We start from the raw sequence: 18,759 nt of genomic DNA, 5'->3' as shown, positions 1-18,759 counted from the left end.
TGATTTTGATCGACCCCTGGATTACGGTCGGACCAAAGACACCCCCCAATGTATAAGAATCATTTAGCGGCGATAGGCCCCATTGATGTGCTGCTAGTAACACATACGCACGTGGATCATATTGGCGATGCTCCAACAGTAGCCAGGATGCACAACATTAAGTTGTATGGCCCTGCTGATATGGTGACCCCTTTAACTACTTTGGGAATTCTGCCAGCAGATTTAGGCCATCGTTTTAATAAAACAGGGCGCGTTACTCCGGCGCCTGGAATTAAAGTCGCCGCAGTACAAGCTGAGCATTCATCATTGCGGGTTTGGAAAAATCCTGCGACAGACAAAGTGGAATCGCACCCAACGGGCGAGCCTATGGGCTACATCATTGAGCTAGAGAATGGATTTAAGATTTGGCACATGGGTGATACCGGCTTATTTAGTGATATGAAATTTATTAGTGAACACTACAAGCCAGATTTGGTGATGGTTCCAATTGGGGGTAATGTCACAATGGCGCCAGATGATGCGGCTTATGCATTGCGTACGTGGATTAAGCCGAAGATGGTTATCCCTATGCACTACAACTCCAATCCGATGACCAAAGGTACTTTGGCGGAATTCCAGGAATCCATGAAGGGTAGCAATATTAGGATCATTCCTATGACCGAAGGAGAAACGGTTCAGTTCTAGGTGGTCTAAATGAGGCTTCAGGAGCGTTATTTACGGCTCAAAGGAAAAACCCCGCATAAGTTGTGGGGTTTTTTTATTGCCACTGCTTGCATTTAGTTCGCATTAGTACTAAACTAGTCCTAATTAGTACTTTATATAACGCAAATGAACTTCTTACCAGTCCTAAGAAACCTGGTTTCTTCCTATCAAGCGTTTGATCGCTATTCAGCGCCTCATATCAAATCGTTGGGGTTGACGATGACTCAGTTTGAGGTGATTGCAACCTTGGGAAATCAATTGCCGATGAGTTGCAAGCAACTGGGAGAAAAGACATTGGTTACCAAAGGAACATTGACTGGCGTATTGGAGCGATTAGAGGCGAAAGGTTTGATACATCGTCAAGTTAACACCGAGGATGCGCGTAGTCAATTAATTGGATTGACCCCATCAGGTCAAACACTTTTTGAAAAAGTATTTCCAGAGCATTTGCAGTATTTGAATGAGGCTTTCAAAAAATTAGCACCAGATGAATTGAAGCAACTTGACAAGTCTCTCAAATTGTTACGAGACATCTTTTAATTAAAGTTGATACAACAGGAGAAGATGATGACTAAAGTAGCTGTGGTATTTCATAGTGGTGATGGCCATACCGTTAAGCAGGCTGAGGCAATTGCCAAGGGCGCAAATGGCACCTTGGTAGCGATTGATGCTGAAGGTAATATTTCCGATGCGCAGTGGGCTACATTAAATGAGTCTGATGCGATTGTGTTTGGCTCTCCAACCTATATGGGCACTGTAAGTTGGCAGTTTAAGAAGTTTGCTGATGCTAGCTCTAAACAGTGGTTCTCTCGGCGATGGAAAGACAAAGTCTTCGGCGATTTTACCAACTCCGACACCATGAATGGTGATAAACATTCCACTTTGCATTATTTCTTCACCTTGGCTATGCATCATTCAGGTTTGTGGGTAGGTACTGGATTGATGCCTTCAAACTCTAAGGCCGCTCAACGTAATCATGTGAACTATGTTGGTTCATTCTCTGGCGCAATGATGCAAACCCCGTCTGATGCAAGTGCTGATGAAGTGAGTGCGGGCGATTTAGAAACTGCTCGACTTTATGGTGAGCGTATCGCAAAAATCCCAAAGCAGTTGCGTGGCTAATGAATAAAGCAAGATACACCTCTGTCGCCATTCTTCTGCATTGGGTGATGGCGCTTTTGATCTTTGTAACCTGGTCGATCGCAATTGCTGTAGATGATATGCCTTTGAGTCCCACCAGAATTACAGGTTTAAGCTGGCACAAATGGTTTGGCGTCACCATATTCTTTTTGGTAGTCCTGCGCCTGCTATGGCGAGCCACTCATCCCGCGCCCGCTTTGAATCTAGCGATGCCAGTATGGCAAGAGCGCATCATGCAACTCACCCATATTGCCATGTATCTATTGATGGCGGTAATGCCGGTAGTGGGCTGGCTCATGAGCTCTGCTAAAGGGTATACGGTGAACTATTTTGGTTTATTTGAGCTGCCAGACTTGGTGGGTAAAGATAAAGCCTTGGGCCATCAGTTAAAAGAGGTCCATGAGTTTCTGGCGAATGGATTAATGGCTTTAGTTGAACTCCATATTTTGGCAGCGCTAAAGCATCAATTCATCGATAAGGATGGTCTATTGAGTCGCATGACTTTCGGAGGATCTAAAAATGAAAAGTAATTTTTACTTACGAGTTTCATCAGCGCTTAAAGCATTTTTGATGATTGTGATTTTTGGAGTGGCAAGTTCTTCGTATGCGATGGAGTATTCATCGATCGATTCTGCAAAAAGCCAAATTACTTTTACCAGTAAGTTGATGGGCTCCAAGATATCCGGGGGTTTTGGAAAGTTTTCTGGGAAGATTTCATTTAATCCAGATGAACCTGAAAAAGCCAAAGCTAATCTCGTCATTGATATTGCCAGCTTTAATGCGGGTGGCGATGAGCTGCAAGAAGAGGCAAAAGGAAAGGATTGGTTTAGTACAAAGCTGTTTCCTACTGCTAGCTATGCGACTGATTCGGTCAAGGTAACAGGCTCTAATAGCTTGGATATCCGCGGGACATTAACCATTAAGGGCAAAACTGTTTCGCTATTGATTGCCGTGAAATATCAGCCACACGGTAAGCAAATGGTGTTTGACGCCAACTTTCAGGTGCTGAGATTGGATTTTGGTTTGGGTGCTGGTAATTGGGCTGACACCTCTGCAGTTGCTAATGAAGTCCCCGTGAATGTGCGCTTAGTCTTAAATCAAAAATAGTTTTACAACTGAATTTATTTCTTCAATTTCTAAGTAGGAGAATTACATGGCATCAAAATTACTGATCGCTTTATTTGCAGCTGTTGGTCTTAGCTCGGCTTTTGCTGCGACAACAACTTACACTGCTGATGCAAATCACACCTTCGCACAGTTTGAATACAACCACTTAGGTTTTTCAAATCAAACTAGTCGTTTTAATACTGTCGCAGGTACAGTGACTATTGACCAAGCGGCTAAAAAAGGAAGCGCTGATATCACGATTGATACCAAGTCTGTCGATACAGGATCCACAGTATTTAATAGCCATATTCAGAGCGAAGACTTTTTGTCGACCACCCAATGTCCGACTGCTAGCTTTCAATCAAACGATATGATTTTTAAAGGTGAGAAGCCAGTTGCCTTAAAAGGCGTATTGACATTGAAAGGTGTGAGCAAGCCTGTTACTTTAAAAATTACTCACTTTGAGTGCAAAAAACATCCAATGACTGGAGCGGAGTATTGTGGCGCTAATGCTGAAACCAAAATGAAGCGTACAGAATTCAATATGGGTAAATATGCTCCGCACGTAGGTGACGATGTCACGATTTTGATCGCTATTGAGGCGTCTAAACAAGACTAAATCCTTCTTTAGGCTTGATGTAGTCCAAAAAAACCACCTTCGGGTGATTGTTTCTTTGTCGTTCTCCTGGGTTTATAATTACATAAGTATATGAATTAAAAGGGATTATTTCCATCAATTCCACTTTAGCGCGTTTGACAGTCCTCTAGGGCTCTTGGACAATGCCAGGGGTGGTTATTTAAGCCACTAGCTCTCATGACAGTTGACACTTATTCCCCTTCAAACAATCCGCATTTCAGGCTTGAAGCTCGTACGCTTTGCTGTATTCGGGGTGCAAGACACCTATTCCAGGATCTCGATTTAACGATTTCAAGTGGGGAATGTTTGCATGTGCGTGGTGAGAATGGCGTTGGGAAAACTAGCCTCTTAAGGTTGCTGACAGGGTTGTCCACACCAGAGGCTGGGATGATTTTGTGGAATGGCCAAGCTATTGCAAAAGACGTCTCTAACTATCATCGTGAGCTTTTGTTTTTAGGGCATCGCGATGCCCTAAAAGAAGATCTCACTGCGCTAGAAAATATTCAGTTTTATGCGGCGCTGGATGGTATTGAGTTGTCAGATGAGAAGGCCCTAGCTGCTCTCTGGCGTTTTGGATTGCGCGCGCGTGAGCACCTGCCGGTGAGTTGTTTATCGGCCGGACAAAAGCGTCGCGTTTTGATGGCCCGCATGCTGACGCGTCAAGCAAAGTTATGGATTTTGGATGAGCCATGCAATGCGCTGGATATCCATGCGGTGCAGGCATTGCAAGGGTTAATAGTAGAACATATCGAGCAAGGTGGTTTGGTGATCTTAACTAGCCATCAAGAAGTCAGCCTTCCACAGGTGAGGACGCTCGATCTATGAAGGCCTTGCTAGCAATTATTCGTCGCGATTTGTTGCTGGTAATGCGCCGTAAGAGCGAGGTGCTTACCGCTTTATTCTTTTTTGTGGTGGTCACCAGCTTGTTTCCTTTGGGAATAGGTGCTGATCCCGCTTTATTCCGAAAAATGGCGCCAGGCGTTCTTTGGGTTGCCGCTCTGTTATCTACCTTATTGGGTTTGCATCGGATGTTTGCGGCAGACTATCAAGACGGCACATTGGAGCAGCTTGTTTTATCCCCTCAGTCCCTAGTGTTGCTGGTGACTGGAAAAATCATTGCCCATTGGATGGTGTGCGACTTACCACTCGTACTCTTAGCTCCGATTATCGGTATTCAGTTTGATCTGGATGTCAGCTCTTTGTATGTGCTGATGGGTACCCTGTTATTGGGTACGCCAGTGCTATCCTTGCTAGGTTCGATTGGCGCGGCATTGACCTTGGGGGTCAGTGGTGGAAGTGTGTTGCTCAGTTTGTTAATACTTCCTCTGTTTATTCCTGTACTTATTTTTGGCGCTGGTGCTGTTTATGCGAATAGTGTGGGTTTAGATGCTTCAGGTCATTTTTCCTTGCTAGGTGCATTATTGATTTTGGCTTTAGCATTTGTTCCTTGGGTAAGTAGTGCCGCTGTCAAGATTGCGATTGAATGAGTCAGATCAATTCTTTTTCTAACCACCGCTTGATTAACTGGTTTAAGTTATCTAGCCCAAACACCTTTTATCCGGTGGCGGGCAAGCTCATTCCTTTATTTTGGGTTTTGACCTTCTTGTTTGGCGCTGCTGGTTTGTGGGTGAGTTTCTTTGGGGCGCCAGTCGATGCAGTGCAAGGACAGGGCTACCGTATTATTTTTATTCACGTACCTGCTTCGTGGATGTCGCTGTTCATTTATTTGGTGATGGCTGCATGGGCAGGGCTCGGGCTCATTTTTAATACCCGTTTATCCGCCATGATGGCGAAAGCGCTGGCACCCATAGGCGCGTGGATGGCATTTTTATCTTTATGGACTGGTGCCTTTTGGGGCAAGCCGATGTGGGGTGCTTGGTGGGTTTGGGATGCGCGCCTCACTTCAGAGTTAATCCTTTTATTTTTGTATTTAGGCTTTATTGCGCTACAGTCGTCTATCGACGATCCTCGTCGTGCTGATAAGGCTAGCGCTATCTTGGCATTAGTCGGCGTAGTTAACGTGCCAATTATTTATTTTTCAGTGAAGTGGTGGAATACCTTGCATCAAGGCGCATCGGTTTCTCTCACTAAGGCGCCAGCGATGGCTCAAGCCATGCTTTGGGGAATGCTATTGATGGCATTATGCCTTTGGATGTACACCATTGCGGTTGCCTTAATGCGTGTAAGGACAATCATTTTGGAGCGTGAAGCTCATGCTGATTGGGTGAGACAATTCATTGAGGTGAGAAGCTGATGTGGAATAGTCCAGCTGAGTTTTTTGCTATGGGCGGTTACGCGCTTTATGTTTGGTGCAGTTTTGGTGTTTGCACACTGGTTTTGGTATTGGAGCCTTTATTTGTACGCGCTCGCTTTAGAGCGATCGTGCGCCAGTTAAAGCAAGAACAATTAGCAGAGCAGTTTGATAAAGAGATTGGTAAGTGAAGCCTAGATATAAACGCGCGTTAATTATTGTTGCCGCACTCCTGGTAATAGGGGTTGCTGCGATGCTGATCTTGAATGCTATGAATAGCAATATCGCTTTGTATGTCACCCCAAGTGAAGTGGCAGCCGGAAAAGCACCTCAGGGTCGGGCTTTTCGAATTGGCGGCATGGTGAAAGATGGTTCATTAAAGCGTGATGGCTTAACAGTGCACTTTGTGATTACCGATATGGCTAAAGATATTCCAGTCGCTTACACCGGCATTCTTCCCGATTTATTCAAAGAGGGTAAGGGCGCCGTAATCCAAGGTCGTATGAATGCCAGTGGGGCATTTATTGCTAGCGAGGTTCTGGCAAAGCATGATGAAAATTATATGCCTCCTGAGGCTAAATACGCCTTAGATCAAGCGCAAAAAAATGGAAGTGCTAAATGATTCCTGAGTTTGGGCATTACGCATTAGTTCTAGCGCTTTGCATTGCTCTGATTCAAGGGGCGTTGCCTCTACTCGGTGCGCACTATGGTCGCCGCGATTGGTTGGTTTTAGCAAGACCGGCTGCGCAAACAGTATTCCTATTATTAGCAATCGCTTTCGGAATATTGGCTTGGAGTTTTTACGTTAATGATTTCTCTGTGCTCTATGTTGCCGAGCATTCCAATTCCCAGTTGCCGGTGATCTATCGATTGGGTGCGGTTTGGGTTGGTCATGAAGGTTCGCTCTTATTGTGGATCTTCTTATTGGCTACCTGGACTATTTTGGTTGCGCAGCTTTCTCAAGAGTTGGATGACTTTATGGTGGCGCGCGTCATTGGCGTACTAGGGTTGGTCACTAGCGGCTTGTTGTTATTGGTATTAACAACTTCAAATCCATTTGAGCGTTTATTGCCTGCTGCGCAAGACGGTCGCTCCCTCAATCCACTTTTGCAAGATCCTGGTTTGGTATTTCATCCGCCGATGCTCTACATGGGCTATGTTGGCTTCTCGGTTGCCTGTGCTTTTGCGATTGCTTCTTTGTTGTCAGGTAGGCTGGACTCCGCATGGGCGCGTTGGTCGCGTCCTTGGACTACCGCTGCTTGGGTTTTTCTTACCCTCGGTATTGCTCTTGGCTCATGGTGGGCTTATTACGAATTAGGTTGGGGTGGCTGGTGGTTCTGGGATCCTGTAGAGAACGCTTCATTTATTCCTTGGCTTGTCGGCACGGCATTACTACATTCTTTGGCTGTTACTGACAAGCGCGGCGGCTTTAAGAGTTGGACTGTGCTCCTGGCGATCACCGCATTCTCTTTATCTGTGCTAGGCACATTTTTGGTTCGCTCCGGAGTATTGACCTCGGTGCATGCATTCGCCACTGATCCGAGGCGCGGTCTTTTTATTTTGATCTTCTTGTCGCTGGTAGTGGGCTCTTCTTTATTGCTTTACGCTTGGCGCGCGCCTAAGAGTTCAATGGGCGGTAAATTTAGCTTAAGCTCAAGAGAAACTTTTATTTTGTTGGGCAATGTTTTCTTGGTGGTTTCCGCTGGATCTGTTTTGCTTGGCACCTTATACCCTCTGCTGATTGATGCTTTGCATCTGGGCAAGATTTCTGTTGGGTCTCCTTACTTTAATAGCGTATTTGTTCCCGTCATGGTTCCTTTATTGGTGTTGATGGGTATTGGTCCTTGGGCAAGCTGGAAGCAAAGCAACTTAATCAGCATCATCAAGCGTTTGTGGATTGCTGGCCTCATTGCCTTGGTCGCGGGCATTGCCATTCCTTTGCTCATGGGCCAATTTACTTGGCTTGCAGGCATGGGTTTCGTATTGGCATTTTGGGTGATTGCATCGGGCTGTATGCAAATCCTGCGTCAAGCGAAAGCAGGTAAACCCACCCGCTCATTTATTGGGATGCAGGTGGCCCATTTGGGGATTGCCGTGTTTGTCATTGGCGTCACGATGGTAGGTGCGTATCAAGAAGAGAAAGACGTTCGCATGTCAGCGGGCGATACCGTGATGGTTGGTGGTTATCAAATTAAGTTGCAGGGTGTTAATGCGGCACGCGGCCCAAACTATCAGGCCATGCGCGGGACATTCTTGCTGTCAAAAGATGGCGGAATACCCATTCGTCTCTACCCTGAAAAGAGAAGCTATTTTTCTTCGACGATGCCAATGACGGAAGCGGCGATTGATGCTGGGCTGACACGTGACATTTATGTATCGCTTGGTGAAGAGTTGGGTGATCAATCATGGGCAGTACGTGTTTACTACAAGCCTTTCGTTGACTGGATTTGGGGCGGTTGCTTATTAATGGCTTTGGGCGGTGTATTGGCTATGTCAGATAAGCGTTATCGGCTGAAATTGAAGAGTAAGCTTGCATGAAGGCAAAATTTTTAATTCCTCTGATTTTATTTTTTGGCCTAGTTGTTTTCTTGGCTATCGGATTGAATCGTGATCCTCACGAAGTGCCATCTCCCTTGATCAATAAAGCAGCTCCTGCGTTTGAGATTTCTCAATTGGCTGAGCCCGGCAAAACGTTTTCACCAGCTAGGATGAAGGGCCGGGTGTGGATTCTGAATGTGTGGGCATCCTGGTGTGTCGCCTGTCGTGAAGAGCATCCTGTTTTGGGCGAGCTAGCCAAATCGCAAATGGCGCCAGTGATTGGTTTGGATTACAAAGATAAGCGTGAGGATGCTTTAGCGATGTTGGCTAAACAAGGCAACCCTTATGTGCTCTCAGCATTTGATGGAAATGGCCGTGTTGGTATTGATTATGGGGTGTATGGAGTTCCAGAAACTTACATCATTGATAAAACAGGCGTGATTCGCTTTAAGCATATTGGCCCATTAACAATGGATTTGTTGAACCAAAAGATTTATCCCATGTTGAGCGAGCTCAAGAAATGATGAAGCCAATTGTCTTGGCCGCGGTTGGTGTATGCAGTCTGGGTAGCGTCCTTGCTAATGAGGCTGCGCCACTAGTGGATGATCCGGTAACGGAGCAGCGCCTGATTAGCATTTCAGAAGAAATGCGTTGCTTGGTATGTCAAAACGAATCTTTGGCAGGCTCACGCTCTGATTTGGCGAATGATTTGCGTCGTGAAATTCGGATTCTGATTAAAGAAGGTAAGAGTGATGATCGGATCCGTTCCTTCATGGTTGAGCGTTACGGCGATTTCGTGCTTTATCGTCCACCTGTTAAGCCAGTGACCTGGCTGCTGTGGATTGGACCATTTGCTATTCTGGCGATTGGCATCGCTGGCTTATTGATGTATTTACGTCGTAGAAATAGTAGCGCTCCTACTGCAATCCTGACGGATGCGGATAATCAGAAAATCGATGCATTGCTGAATGCGACCGGTAGGAAAGAAGGATAAATCGAGTGACTAGCTTTTTGATTCCCGCTTTCCTGTTGCTCGTGTTGGTTTTGGTATTGCTTTTGCGTCCCTTTATTTTGCCGGCCAAGAGTAAAGCAACCTCACGTCGCCAGATGAACGCTGCCATCTATCGCGAGGAGCTCGATAAATTGGAAGCCGAGCATCAGAGCGGCGTAATTGCCTCTGTTGATTATGCAATCGCGCATGCAGAGATGCGCCAACGACTTTTTCAGGACACAGTTGAAGAAGATGATCGCGAGGTTGCTGGTTCCGCGAAGAAAACTGCCATTGGTCTTTGTGTCTTTATTGCCTTGCTGTCTTCGGCCCTCTATTTTTCTTTGGGTGACGTTGTTCGTGTAGCCCAGAAAAATTCTGAGACGCCTGTTACCCAAGAAGGTGTTGAAAAAATGGTGGCAGAATTTGCCATCAAAATGGAAAAGGATCCAGGCAACCTGAAAGGCTGGGCTATGCTTGCCCGCTCTTATCGCATTTTGGGTCTCAATGAAGATGCTGCCAAAGCTTATGCGCGGGCAGGTAGCTTTATTGATTCCGATCCACAGCGGTTGGCTGACTATGCGGATGTATTGGCAAGTAACGCGAACGGTAGCTTTGTTGGAAAGCCTCTGCAGTTAATTAACCAGGCTTTAAAACTGGACCCCAATAATTTGATGGCGCTCTGGCTTTCTGGGACGGCGTCTTATAACGCTGGAAACTACAAAGCAGCTGTACAGGTTTGGGGGAAATTGGCGCAACAGTTTCCGCCAAATACAGATGAAGCGCGCGCTATTCAAGGCTCTATTGCTGAGGCGCGCACTAAAGGCGGTCTTACCGCTCCAAGCCCTGCTGCTACGGCAGGTAAGGCAATCAGTGGCAAGATTGAGTTATCTGCTGAGCTGAAATTAAAAATTAAACGAGATGACATTGTGATGGTGATTGCTCGTAAGCTCGGTGAGCGCATGCCGGCCGCTATTTTAAAAGTGCCTGCCGCCAATTTTCCAATGAGCTTCACTTTGAATGATGCTTTGGCAATGAATCCAAGCGCGCCTTTGTCTCGGTTGTCTGAGGTCAGTATTGAGGTACGTATTTCGAAAACAGGAATGGCTAAGCCAGAGGTGGGGGATTTAATGTCCACTGTGCAGACGGTTAAAGTCGGCGCGAATAATGTGCGCCTACTGGTGGATCAAGTTCGCCAGTAAGACTTAGCCCCTACCAACATAAGGTATGTTGGTAGCCATAATGGTCATGGAGAGAATATTGTTTTCTAGTGGCAATTGAGCCATATGAAGTACCGCTTCGCCAACGTGATCTACATCCATGCGCGGTTCTACTTTGATGGATTGATCCGCCTGCATAATTCCGGCGGCCATGCGCTCGGTCATTTCAGTGGCGGCATTGCCAATATCGATTTGACCGCAGGCGATATTAAAGGGCCGACCGTCCAAGACGATTGTTTTCGTTAAGCCGCTCATAGCATGTTTTGTCGCGGTATAGGGTGCGGACATGGGTCTTGGCGAATGAGCGGAAATAGATCCATTGTTAATAATTCTGCCGCCCTGGGGAGATTGCGCTTTCATCATGCGGATCGCTTCTTGAGAACATAAGAATGCTCCGCAAAGATTCGCATTCACTACATTCATCCATTGTTCGTATGTGAGATATTCCATCGGGATAGCGGGGGCACCCATACCGGCGTTATTAAATAGAACGTCAATGCGCCCGAATCGATTTTTCAGTTATTGAAATAGTTTTTTGACTTCATCAGGTTTGCCCACGTCGCAGGAGACGGCAAGGCAGTTGCTTTGATCCCCGCCAATATCAGCTATAGCCCTCTCCAATTTCTCCAAACTACGTCCTGTGAAGACTACTGGATAGCCCCCTTTGAGAAGGGCCTTAGCGGCTGCTTTTCCAATCCCAGTTCCCGCGCCAGTGACTAGGGCTACCTTGGTTTTTGCTAAATTCATGATGGTATTTAGGGCTTCTAAACAGCATCATCTTATCTTGATTTGGGCAGTCGCTTTTGAAACCTTTTCCTAATGCCATGCTCTGGGCATAATGCAAAAAACAAAAGAGACTGAAATGAATTTCATTAAAAGACAAATTTACAACCCTATGGCTATAGTGGCAGTCTTTTTCATGCTGCTAATCATCCTTTTTGGAGTGCTGTGGATTCTGATACCCCCACCACCAAAATCAACTGAAATGGCTACCGGCTTGCCAACTGGCTTGTATTACCAATTTGGAGAACGTCTGAAAGCCGAATTAGCTAAAGACGGCGTGGACCTCAAGGTGCGCTCTACTGGCGGTACCCTGGATAATTTGGCGCTCTTAAATGATCCGAAATCGGGTGTTGATTTTGGGATGGTGCAGGGAGGAGTTACTAATTGGGTTTGGTATCGCGAAGATGCCTTCAAAGGTGATGGTGGTCAACTCAAACTATTAAGTCAGTTAAAAGGGAAAAACGTTTCGATTGGCAACGATGGAAGCGGCACACTGGCACTCGTCAAAGATTTGCTTCAGGCCAGTGGCATCACTGATAAAGAAATTGGCGCGCAGAAGCTTAAGCCGGATGATGCGATTGTTCAATTGAGAAGTGGTGAGTTAGATGCAGTATTTGTTGTGGCTGCGGCAGAGACGCCAATTCTAAGAAAGTTTTACTCTGTTCCAGGCATCCGTTTGATGGGTTTTGATCAGGCAGATGCCTACACTCGTAATTGGCCTTATTGATCCAAGGTCACTGTACCAAGAGGTTTATTGAGCATTCAGTATGACCAACCCCGTCAAGATATACAGGTTATGGCTGCAACGGCCACTTTGGTTGCGCATGAAAATGTTAACCCAGCGTTAGTTTCCCTCCTGCTTTGCGCTTCATACGATATTTGGAAATCCTATTCACTCTTGCAAAAAGTGGGTGAATTTCCATCAAGCGCTGGATTGGATTTTCCGCTGTATGTCGATGCTGAGATTGATTTAAAAGATGGCCCCTCATTCTTGCATCGACATTTGCCATTTTGGACTGCCGTATGGGGGGCGCTTTGTCAAGATTGTTATTCCATTTTTAGTGATTTTGATTCCCTTATTCGCTTATATTCCGGCGGCGAAGAATTTTTTATTGCGCTTAAAGCTGGCTCAGGTGTACGAAGAACTGAAAGTGATCGAGAGAAATGCTCAAAATCCAGATCTGCAAGAAAAGAACTTTAAGGGTCTGGAGGTTATAGAAAGACGCGTTAACAATATCAAGGTCGCTATGTTAGATGCCAAAGAGCTTTATGACCTTAAGGGGCATATGGGTGAAGTTCGCGGCCGCTTGAACTTGGTCCATTAAGGGGGAATCATGTATAAAAAAATTCAGAAGTATTTATTGGGATTGGGTATCGTTGCTTCCTTTGGGGTGTGCGCGCAAGGCTATCCAAATAAGCCAATATCAATGATTGTTCCTCAGGCTGCTGGCGGAACAAAGGACATTGTTGCGCGTTTAATTACGCCTGCATTTTGAGAAGCGATTGGCACTGCAATCGTGGTTGAGAATAGGCCCGGCGCTGGTGGAAATATTGGCACGCAAAGTGTGGCACGCTCTTCTAAGGATGGCTACACCTTACTGCTTACCATTAACAGCGCGCAAGCTATTAACCCTTCTTTATATAAAACCCCTGGCTTTGATCCCGTTAATGATTTTGTGCCGCTGTATTATGTTGATGCCACACCCTATGTTTTGGCATCACCTCCAGGTTCGCCTTATAAAACCTTGGCCGATGTTGTAGCCGCCGCCAAGAAAAAACCGGGCGAGCTCTCATACGCCTCTGCGGGCAATGGCACGATTAGTCATTTATTGGGCGCCATGCTCAATGTCAGTGCTGGCATAGAGATGCAACATATTCCCTACAACGGCGTGGCTCCAGCGATCAATGATGTGTTGGGTGGGCAAGTACCATGGGCATTTGCAAGTTTGCCATCTGCATTAAATTGCATCAAAGCGGGTAAACTCCAGGCAATCGCTATCAGCTCCGCCAAGCGCTCTAGTGCCGCTCCTTAAATACCGACCATTGCAGAAACCTATCCGGATTGCGTAGGAGAGGTTTGGGTGGCAATATTTGCGCCGATTGGCGTGAATGCGGATGTGGTTAAGAAAGTGCAGGCGGCAATGGATAAAACGATGGCTAAACCAGAGGTGCGTGAAAAGTTGATTGCGCAGGGTTTGGATTTAAGTCCAGTACCCACTACGAAGTTAAGTGTTTTTCTGAAAGACGAGTTAGCCAAGTGGGCAAAAATTGTCAAGGCATCTAGCGCGCAACTGGATTAACCCATTCTGGCTGCTTGACCTAATAAAATAAACCCATGACGATTGATGGCCTTGCGCCTCCACTGACCCCTTTAAAACAGATTGATCAAGCTTTGCGCAATGATGGTTTCGCAGTCGTATCCGCGGAGACTGTTGCGCAATTTAGTCATTTAGATCTAAATGATCTTCGAGAGCTCGCAAGCTATTGGGAGAGTCTGCCGCGCGATCCTTATTTCAAGGATGGTGGCCGCTATCGTTTCCGTCGTCACGCCAGTTACGAGATTCGAGGTGATCACCTTAACTTGGTTCCGCATCGCGCGCATTGGCAATTACTAGATTGCAACGCGCTGCATGGTGGAATCGAGCGTTGGTTTTAGCCAGTCCAAGTCGAGTTATTGAATAACCCTGCTTGGCAATCAGTATTGCTGGGACTTGCCCATTTTTTAAATGGTCTTCAGTCTGTCAATACGTGGTTTGTTGAGGCGCATCAGTGTCGCATTGATACAGCCGATGGTATTGGGCGTCCAACACCTGAGGGCGCGCATCGGGATGGTGTGGATTTTGTGGCGGTCTTTCTTCTAGACCGCGTTGGTATCAAAGGTGGGGAGACCAGCATCTTTGATACAACTGGCTCTGCAGGACTACGCTTTACGCTCACTCAACCTTGGTCTTTATTGCTGATGAATGATCAACGCATGATCCATGAGTCAACACCTATTCAGCCTTTGGAAAATTATGGGTATCGAGATACCTTGGTATTAACTTACCGCTCTAACGGCTTTCAATATTCTCCAAATCGTAGCCAGCAATAAATCCATCATAAAAGTGACTGATACCTACCATATTGCTTGTGCTGTCGGATTCTCCGGGGACCGAACTAATGTTGCGAGACCGCTAGTTGATGAGTTTTTAAGCCAGGGTGGGGCCAGGCTGCCTTATTTTTGAAAGCCTTGCTGAGCGAACTTTAGCACTAGCGCCATTGGAGCGTCATCAGAACTCTGAACTGGGCTATGAGCCTTTACTGGCGGAAATGTTAGGGCCTGTTTTAGCGGATTGTGTCAACGGTGGAATACCCATCGTTGGAAATTTTGGAGCAGCCAATCCAGAAGGTGCAGCAAAACTAATTGCCTCTATTGCCAAACAACAAGGTTTACCGGATATTCGGATCGCAATTGTTAAAGGTGATGATATTTCTGCGGTAGAGTTCCGTTCCGCGATAGGAAATTGGCTCTCTCCAGCAGATCAAAAAATACTTACGAAAAATACATTAGTTCGTGCAAATATTTATTTTGGTGCGAAAGCAATTACTGACGCTTTAATAGCCGGGGCGCAAGTTGTGGTGACAGGTCGCGTCTCAGATCCATCGTTAACGGTCGGCCCTTTAATGGCGCACTTTAAAAAAGACTGTAGCGACTGGGGCTTCTTGGGGGCAGCCACTATGGCAGGACACCTTTTGGAGTGTGGCGCTCAAGTTACGGGAGGTTATTTTTCGGATCCCGGAGTGAAACATGTTCCTGGACTGGCCAGGATTGGCTTTCCGATTGTGGAGTTTGATACGTACGGAACAATTTGTGTCACTAAACCTCCGTTGACAGGTGGGTTTGTTAACCGCATGACGGTAACAGAGCAACTCTTATACGAACTTCATAATCCGGCGGAGTATTTAACTCCAGACGTTGTTGCTGACATTACTCACGCGCAGATTCAGGATTTAGGCGGGGATAGAGTTTTGGTGAATGGTATTCAGGGGCATCCAAGACCTGCTACTTTAAAAGCCAACTTATGTATTCATGGAGGTTGGTTTGCGGAAGCGGAAATTGCTTATGCTGGATTTAATGCTTATCAACGTGTGCAATTGGCTGCTAATATTATTCGATAGCGTTTAGAAGGCTTGGACTTAAGAATCGATTTTATTGGTTCATCCAGTGTTTTTGCCAGTGATTCAGGCGATAGTCCTTAACTTAAATCCAATGAAAATTTTGCAGATATTCGTCTTCGCGTGGCAGCCGCTCATAACGATCGGAATCAGGCTTTGAGGGTTTTTCGAGAGGTAACCGCGCTATATACCTGTGGTCCGGCAGGTGGTGGTGGGGTGCGCACAAGTCTCAAACCCCGTTTGAATACCTTGGTTTGCTTTGTCCCGCGAGAATTGGTTCATGCATCTTATGAGTTCTTTGGGGGCTGAAGACGGAATGTCAAAAACCATACCTCTCTACAAGATTGCTCATGCTAGAACCGGTGATAAAGCTAATCGATCTAATATCAGCGTGATTGTTTATCGTCCGGAGGATTTTTCGCTATTGCAGTTGGTAATGCAGGAATGGCGGTGGAGCGTTTAAGCGAAGTCACTGTAAGCCCTCGAATTTTTCCAGCCCGAACTTGAGGTAAGGTCACGGCAAAGGCGGCAGTAAACATATTGACTTGACCGCCAATTAAATCAGTCATTGCATTTGGCCTGCTCTTGTAAGAAACCCCAGTCATTTTGATGCCGGCAGCATTTGCCAGCATTTCAGAGGAAACGCGTTGTGATGTGCTGGCGTAAGCAAAAGTCATTTTTCCAGGATCTGCTTTTGCAAGAGCAACAAAACCGTTTAGTGATGTTGCGGGCACATCATTATTGATGGCGACAATGAGTGGTACCGATCCAAAGTAGCCGATAGGCGTGAATGCGGTATCTTGGTTGTATGGAAGATTCTTTACCAAGCTTTTTAATGCCGCATTGGTGCTGTTTGTTCCAAAAAGTAAGGTGTAGCCATCGGCTGGGGATTTCGCCGCTAGGTCTGCACCGATCAAACCATTAGCGCCTGGTCTATTTTCAATGACTACTGGCTGACCTAAGGATTCAGCTATCTTGGCGGCACAGGCTCTCCCAATTTGGTCTGTGGCGCTACCAGGGGCAAATGGAACAATCGCTTTGATAGGTTTGGATGGGTACTTATCGGCAATTACCAGGGGGCTAGTAAGGCCCATGAACAGGCTGGCGCCTTAATGCAGTTCATGACTAGCGCTAATGATGAATTGAAGCCTGTCTACGCTAAATATGTAAAGATGGACGTTGAGCAAGTAGCCGCCGATCCAAAGGCGCGTGAAATGGGTCAACGCTTATTCTTGAATTCCTGCGCACAGTGCCATGGTTCAGATGCAGGTGGTTCTAAAGGCTTTCCGAATTTGACTGATGGTGATTGGCTCTACGGTGGCTCACCTGAAAATATCAAAGCGTCTATTACTAATGGCCGTGCTGGTGTAATGCCTCCATTCCCACAATTGGATAGCAAGCAAATTCTCGATGTGGCGAATTATGTTCGTAGCCTCTCGGGTTTACCTGCTGATGATTTGAAAGCGGCTCGTGGCGCTGACGTGTTTAAAGCCAATTGCGCTGCATGTCATGGTCCTGATGGCCAAGGCAATATCGCATTGGGCGCTCCGAATTGAACCGACAAATCTTGGTTATATGGTGGTTCAGAGGCAACCATTGTTGAGACCATTACCAAAGGTCGCATGGCACAAATGCCTTCGCAAGATAAAGTCCTGAGCCCTGAGAAGATTCAGTTACTGACTGCTTATGTTTGGGGTTTATCCAACAATAAACAGCCAGCAGCAGCTAAGTAAGTAAAGTTATTAGTGTCAGATATATTAGTGTCAGATAATTCGCCGGGTGGAAAACCCGTTCCGATAGAAGTTATTGAGGAGTCTCTTTACGAGGTCCGGCGAAAGATTTACCCGCGTTCAGTGTCGGGCTTTTTTGCCCGCTGGCGCTTCATACTTGTCTTTGCAACCCAATTATTGTTTTATGGTTTGCCATGGTTGAGTTGGAATGACCGTCGAGCAGTACTCTTCGATTTAATTCAGCGTAAGTTTTATATCTTTGGTCTTGTGTTTTGGCCGCAGGACGTGATCTACCTTACGCTTTTACTCATTCTTTCCGCGCTAGCGTTATTTCTATTTACGGCTGTTGCTGGGCGTCTTTTCTGCGGCTATGCGTGCCCACAAACGGTGTATACCGAGATCTTTATGTGGATCTAGCGTAAGGTGGGAGGCGATCGCTTCGCCCGAATCCGTTTCGATGGCGAAGAGTGGCCATGGGGTTTCCGCAAGCGGCGCTTAAAAATCACAAAGCATTTTCTGTGGCTATTAATCGCTTTCTGGACGGGCTTTACTTTTATTGGTTACTTTACTCCGATTGAAACTTTGGGCGTGTCTTTGTTGCACCTATCACTCGGCCCATGGCAAACCTTCTGGTTGTGTTTTGATGGATTCGCCACATGGGGTAACGCTGGCTTTATGCGTGAGCAAGTTTGCAAGTACATGTGCCCCTATGCGCGTTTCCAAAGTGTGATGGTGGATAAAGACACCTTCTTGGTGACTTACGACAAAGTGCGTGGTGAGCCAAGAGGTAGTCGCAGTAAGTCTGCTGACCATAATGCTTTGGGATTGGGTGACTGTGTAGATTGCGGTATTTGCGTCCAGGTATGTCCTACCGGCATTGATATTCGGGATGGACTGCAATATATGTGCATCGGTTGCGGTGCATGTATTGATGCTTGCAATCAGGTAATGGAGAAGGCCAACTATCCGAAAGGCTTGATCCGTTATACGACAGAGCGCGCAGTTGAGAATAAAGAGTCTAATCAAAGCGCTATCCGCCATATTTTGCGCCCGCGGGTATTGATTTATACGGCCTTTATTACTGTGCTCACCTCCGCTTTTTTTTAGTTTCCCTGGCGACCCGCAACCCATTAAGGGTGGATGTGATGCGGGATCGTGGGGCTTTGGCTCGAGAGGTTGAGGGTGTGCGCATTGAGAATATTTATCGTATTCAAATTATGCACGCCTCCGAGCATCCAATGAAGGTGCGAGTGAAGGCTACGGGCCTGGATGATCTCAGAATTTTGAATTCGCAAGGCAAGGAAATCCAAGAAATTGAAGTGGCACCGGCAAGCAATCAATTGTTGCCCATCAAAGTCAGTACTACTATTGGCCAAACTAATTCTGGTAATTACCCAATTCATTGTGATGTAACAGCACAAGAAGTCGTAGGTGATAAAGAAATTATTAGAACCCGCGAAGAGAAATCAACTTTTATTATTCCCCGTTAAGCTAAGAGCAATGGAGAG

General features: G+C 46.3%; 19 protein-coding genes and 7 pseudogenes. 24 read left to right on the top strand and 2 right to left on the bottom strand.

The window, feature by feature from the left end; translation table 11 throughout:
* Positions 1-48: 48 nt before the first annotated feature.
* From DXE35_RS06970 to ccmI, 15 genes are all read left to right on the top strand, one after another.
* Entirely contained in the window at positions 49-684 is a 636-nt protein-coding gene (locus DXE35_RS06970; RefSeq protein WP_231970084.1) for a metal-dependent hydrolase, read from the top strand.
* Between the two features lie 144 nt (positions 685-828).
* Positions 829-1,242 carry a MarR family winged helix-turn-helix transcriptional regulator gene (locus tag DXE35_RS06965; RefSeq protein WP_114690004.1) on the top strand — a complete coding sequence of 138 codons (414 nt, stop codon included), beginning with the start codon at positions 829-831 and terminating at the stop codon, positions 1,240-1,242.
* 27 nt (positions 1,243-1,269) lie between these two features.
* Positions 1,270-1,824: a flavodoxin family protein gene (locus DXE35_RS06960; RefSeq protein WP_114690404.1), complete on the top strand. Its 555-nt coding sequence runs from the start codon at positions 1,270-1,272 to the stop codon at positions 1,822-1,824.
* A complete protein-coding gene (locus DXE35_RS06955) occupies positions 1,824-2,372 on the top strand; it encodes a cytochrome b (RefSeq protein ID WP_114690003.1) in 549 nt (182 codons plus the stop codon). The genes DXE35_RS06960 and DXE35_RS06955 overlap by 1 nt, the downstream gene beginning before the upstream one ends.
* Positions 2,362-2,949: a YceI family protein gene (locus DXE35_RS06950; RefSeq protein ID WP_114690002.1), complete on the top strand. Its 588-nt coding sequence runs from the start codon at positions 2,362-2,364 to the stop codon at positions 2,947-2,949. The genes DXE35_RS06955 and DXE35_RS06950 overlap by 11 nt, the downstream gene beginning before the upstream one ends.
* A 46-nt stretch (positions 2,950-2,995) precedes the next feature.
* Positions 2,996-3,568 (top strand): YceI family protein, encoded by a 573-nt coding sequence (locus tag DXE35_RS06945; protein ID WP_114690001.1) that lies wholly within the window; start codon positions 2,996-2,998, stop codon positions 3,566-3,568.
* A 195-nt stretch (positions 3,569-3,763) separates the two neighbouring features.
* Complete coding sequence (gene ccmA, locus DXE35_RS06940; protein ID WP_114690000.1) at positions 3,764-4,411, top strand: cytochrome c biogenesis heme-transporting ATPase CcmA; 648 nt, start codon at positions 3,764-3,766, stop codon at positions 4,409-4,411.
* Positions 4,408-5,073: a heme exporter protein CcmB gene (ccmB, locus tag DXE35_RS06935; protein WP_114689999.1), complete on the top strand. Its 666-nt coding sequence runs from the start codon at positions 4,408-4,410 to the stop codon at positions 5,071-5,073. The genes ccmA and ccmB overlap by 4 nt, the downstream gene beginning before the upstream one ends.
* Entirely contained in the window at positions 5,070-5,840 is a 771-nt protein-coding gene (ccmC, locus tag DXE35_RS06930) for a heme ABC transporter permease CcmC (protein WP_174220944.1), read from the top strand. The genes ccmB and ccmC overlap by 4 nt, the downstream gene beginning before the upstream one ends.
* Positions 5,840-6,028: a heme exporter protein CcmD gene (gene ccmD, locus DXE35_RS06925; RefSeq protein WP_114689998.1), complete on the top strand. Its 189-nt coding sequence runs from the start codon at positions 5,840-5,842 to the stop codon at positions 6,026-6,028. The genes ccmC and ccmD overlap by 1 nt, the downstream gene beginning before the upstream one ends.
* A complete protein-coding gene (ccmE, locus tag DXE35_RS06920) occupies positions 6,025-6,459 on the top strand; it encodes a cytochrome c maturation protein CcmE (protein ID WP_114689997.1) in 435 nt (144 codons plus the stop codon). The genes ccmD and ccmE overlap by 4 nt, the downstream gene beginning before the upstream one ends.
* Positions 6,456-8,375, top strand: a complete 1,920-nt coding sequence (locus tag DXE35_RS06915; protein ID WP_114689996.1) for a heme lyase CcmF/NrfE family subunit — start codon at positions 6,456-6,458, stop codon at positions 8,373-8,375. Before ccmE ends, DXE35_RS06915 begins: the two co-directional genes overlap by 4 nt.
* Positions 8,372-8,899, top strand: coding sequence for a DsbE family thiol:disulfide interchange protein (locus DXE35_RS06910; RefSeq protein WP_114689995.1), 528 nt, complete (start codon positions 8,372-8,374; stop codon positions 8,897-8,899). Before DXE35_RS06915 ends, DXE35_RS06910 begins: the two co-directional genes overlap by 4 nt.
* The gene (locus DXE35_RS06905) at positions 8,896-9,369 is read left to right on the top strand and encodes a cytochrome c-type biogenesis protein (RefSeq protein ID WP_415070113.1); all 474 of its coding nucleotides are present in this window, start codon (positions 8,896-8,898) and stop codon (positions 9,367-9,369) included. The genes DXE35_RS06910 and DXE35_RS06905 overlap by 4 nt, the downstream gene beginning before the upstream one ends.
* Before the next feature lie 5 nt (positions 9,370-9,374).
* Complete coding sequence (ccmI, locus tag DXE35_RS06900; RefSeq protein WP_174220943.1) at positions 9,375-10,565, top strand: c-type cytochrome biogenesis protein CcmI; 1,191 nt, start codon at positions 9,375-9,377, stop codon at positions 10,563-10,565.
* Positions 10,566-10,568: 3 nt separating this feature from the next.
* Here ccmI and DXE35_RS06895 read toward each other — a convergent pair.
* A pseudogene (locus tag DXE35_RS06895) lies at positions 10,569-11,330 on the bottom strand (SDR family oxidoreductase).
* 115 nt (positions 11,331-11,445) lie between these two features.
* Here DXE35_RS06895 and DXE35_RS10710 point away from each other — a divergent pair.
* From DXE35_RS10710 to DXE35_RS11505, 7 genes and pseudogenes are all read left to right on the top strand, one after another.
* Entirely contained in the window at positions 11,446-12,093 is a 648-nt protein-coding gene (locus DXE35_RS10710; RefSeq protein ID WP_231970083.1) for a TAXI family TRAP transporter solute-binding subunit, read from the top strand.
* A gap of 250 nt (positions 12,094-12,343) precedes the next feature.
* Entirely contained in the window at positions 12,344-12,691 is a 348-nt protein-coding gene (locus DXE35_RS10705; protein WP_231970082.1) for a hypothetical protein, read from the top strand.
* 9 nt (positions 12,692-12,700) lie between these two features.
* Positions 12,701-12,862 carry a hypothetical protein gene (locus DXE35_RS10700; protein WP_231970081.1) on the top strand — a complete coding sequence of 54 codons (162 nt, stop codon included), beginning with the start codon at positions 12,701-12,703 and terminating at the stop codon, positions 12,860-12,862.
* A gap of 6 nt (positions 12,863-12,868) precedes the next feature.
* Positions 12,869-13,666: pseudogene (locus tag DXE35_RS06885) on the top strand (tripartite tricarboxylate transporter substrate-binding protein).
* A 35-nt stretch (positions 13,667-13,701) separates the two neighbouring features.
* A pseudogene (locus DXE35_RS06880) lies at positions 13,702-14,457 on the top strand (2OG-Fe dioxygenase family protein).
* A 7-nt stretch (positions 14,458-14,464) separates the two neighbouring features.
* Positions 14,465-15,830, top strand: a pseudogene (locus DXE35_RS06875) (acyclic terpene utilization AtuA family protein).
* 7 nt (positions 15,831-15,837) lie between these two features.
* Positions 15,838-15,948, top strand: a pseudogene (locus DXE35_RS11505) (AtuA-related protein); the annotation flags it as partial.
* On the opposite strand, the gene DXE35_RS06870 reads toward DXE35_RS11505, so the two are convergent.
* The gene (locus tag DXE35_RS06870) at positions 15,908-16,615 is read right to left on the bottom strand and encodes a Bug family tripartite tricarboxylate transporter substrate binding protein (RefSeq protein ID WP_231970080.1); all 708 of its coding nucleotides are present in this window, start codon (positions 16,613-16,615) and stop codon (positions 15,908-15,910) included. The pseudogene DXE35_RS11505 and the gene DXE35_RS06870 sit on opposite strands and share 41 nt — an antisense overlap.
* Here DXE35_RS06870 and ccoP point away from each other — a divergent pair.
* Both ccoP and ccoG read left to right on the top strand, forming a co-directional pair.
* Positions 16,583-17,254 (top strand): annotated as a pseudogene (ccoP, locus tag DXE35_RS06865) (cytochrome-c oxidase, cbb3-type subunit III); the annotation flags it as partial. The gene DXE35_RS06870 and the pseudogene ccoP sit on opposite strands and share 33 nt — an antisense overlap.
* 27 nt (positions 17,255-17,281) lie before the next feature.
* Positions 17,282-18,741: pseudogene (gene ccoG / locus DXE35_RS06860) on the top strand (cytochrome c oxidase accessory protein CcoG).
* The last annotated feature ends 18 nt before the right edge of the window (positions 18,742-18,759 follow it).

The sequence above is a fragment of the Polynucleobacter necessarius genome (genome assembly GCF_900095215.1).
Taxonomy (GTDB): Bacteria; Pseudomonadota; Gammaproteobacteria; order Burkholderiales; family Burkholderiaceae; genus Polynucleobacter; species Polynucleobacter necessarius_H.
The sequence above is the reverse complement of the archived record's forward strand: the minus strand, read 5'-3'. Positions and strand labels throughout refer to the sequence as shown.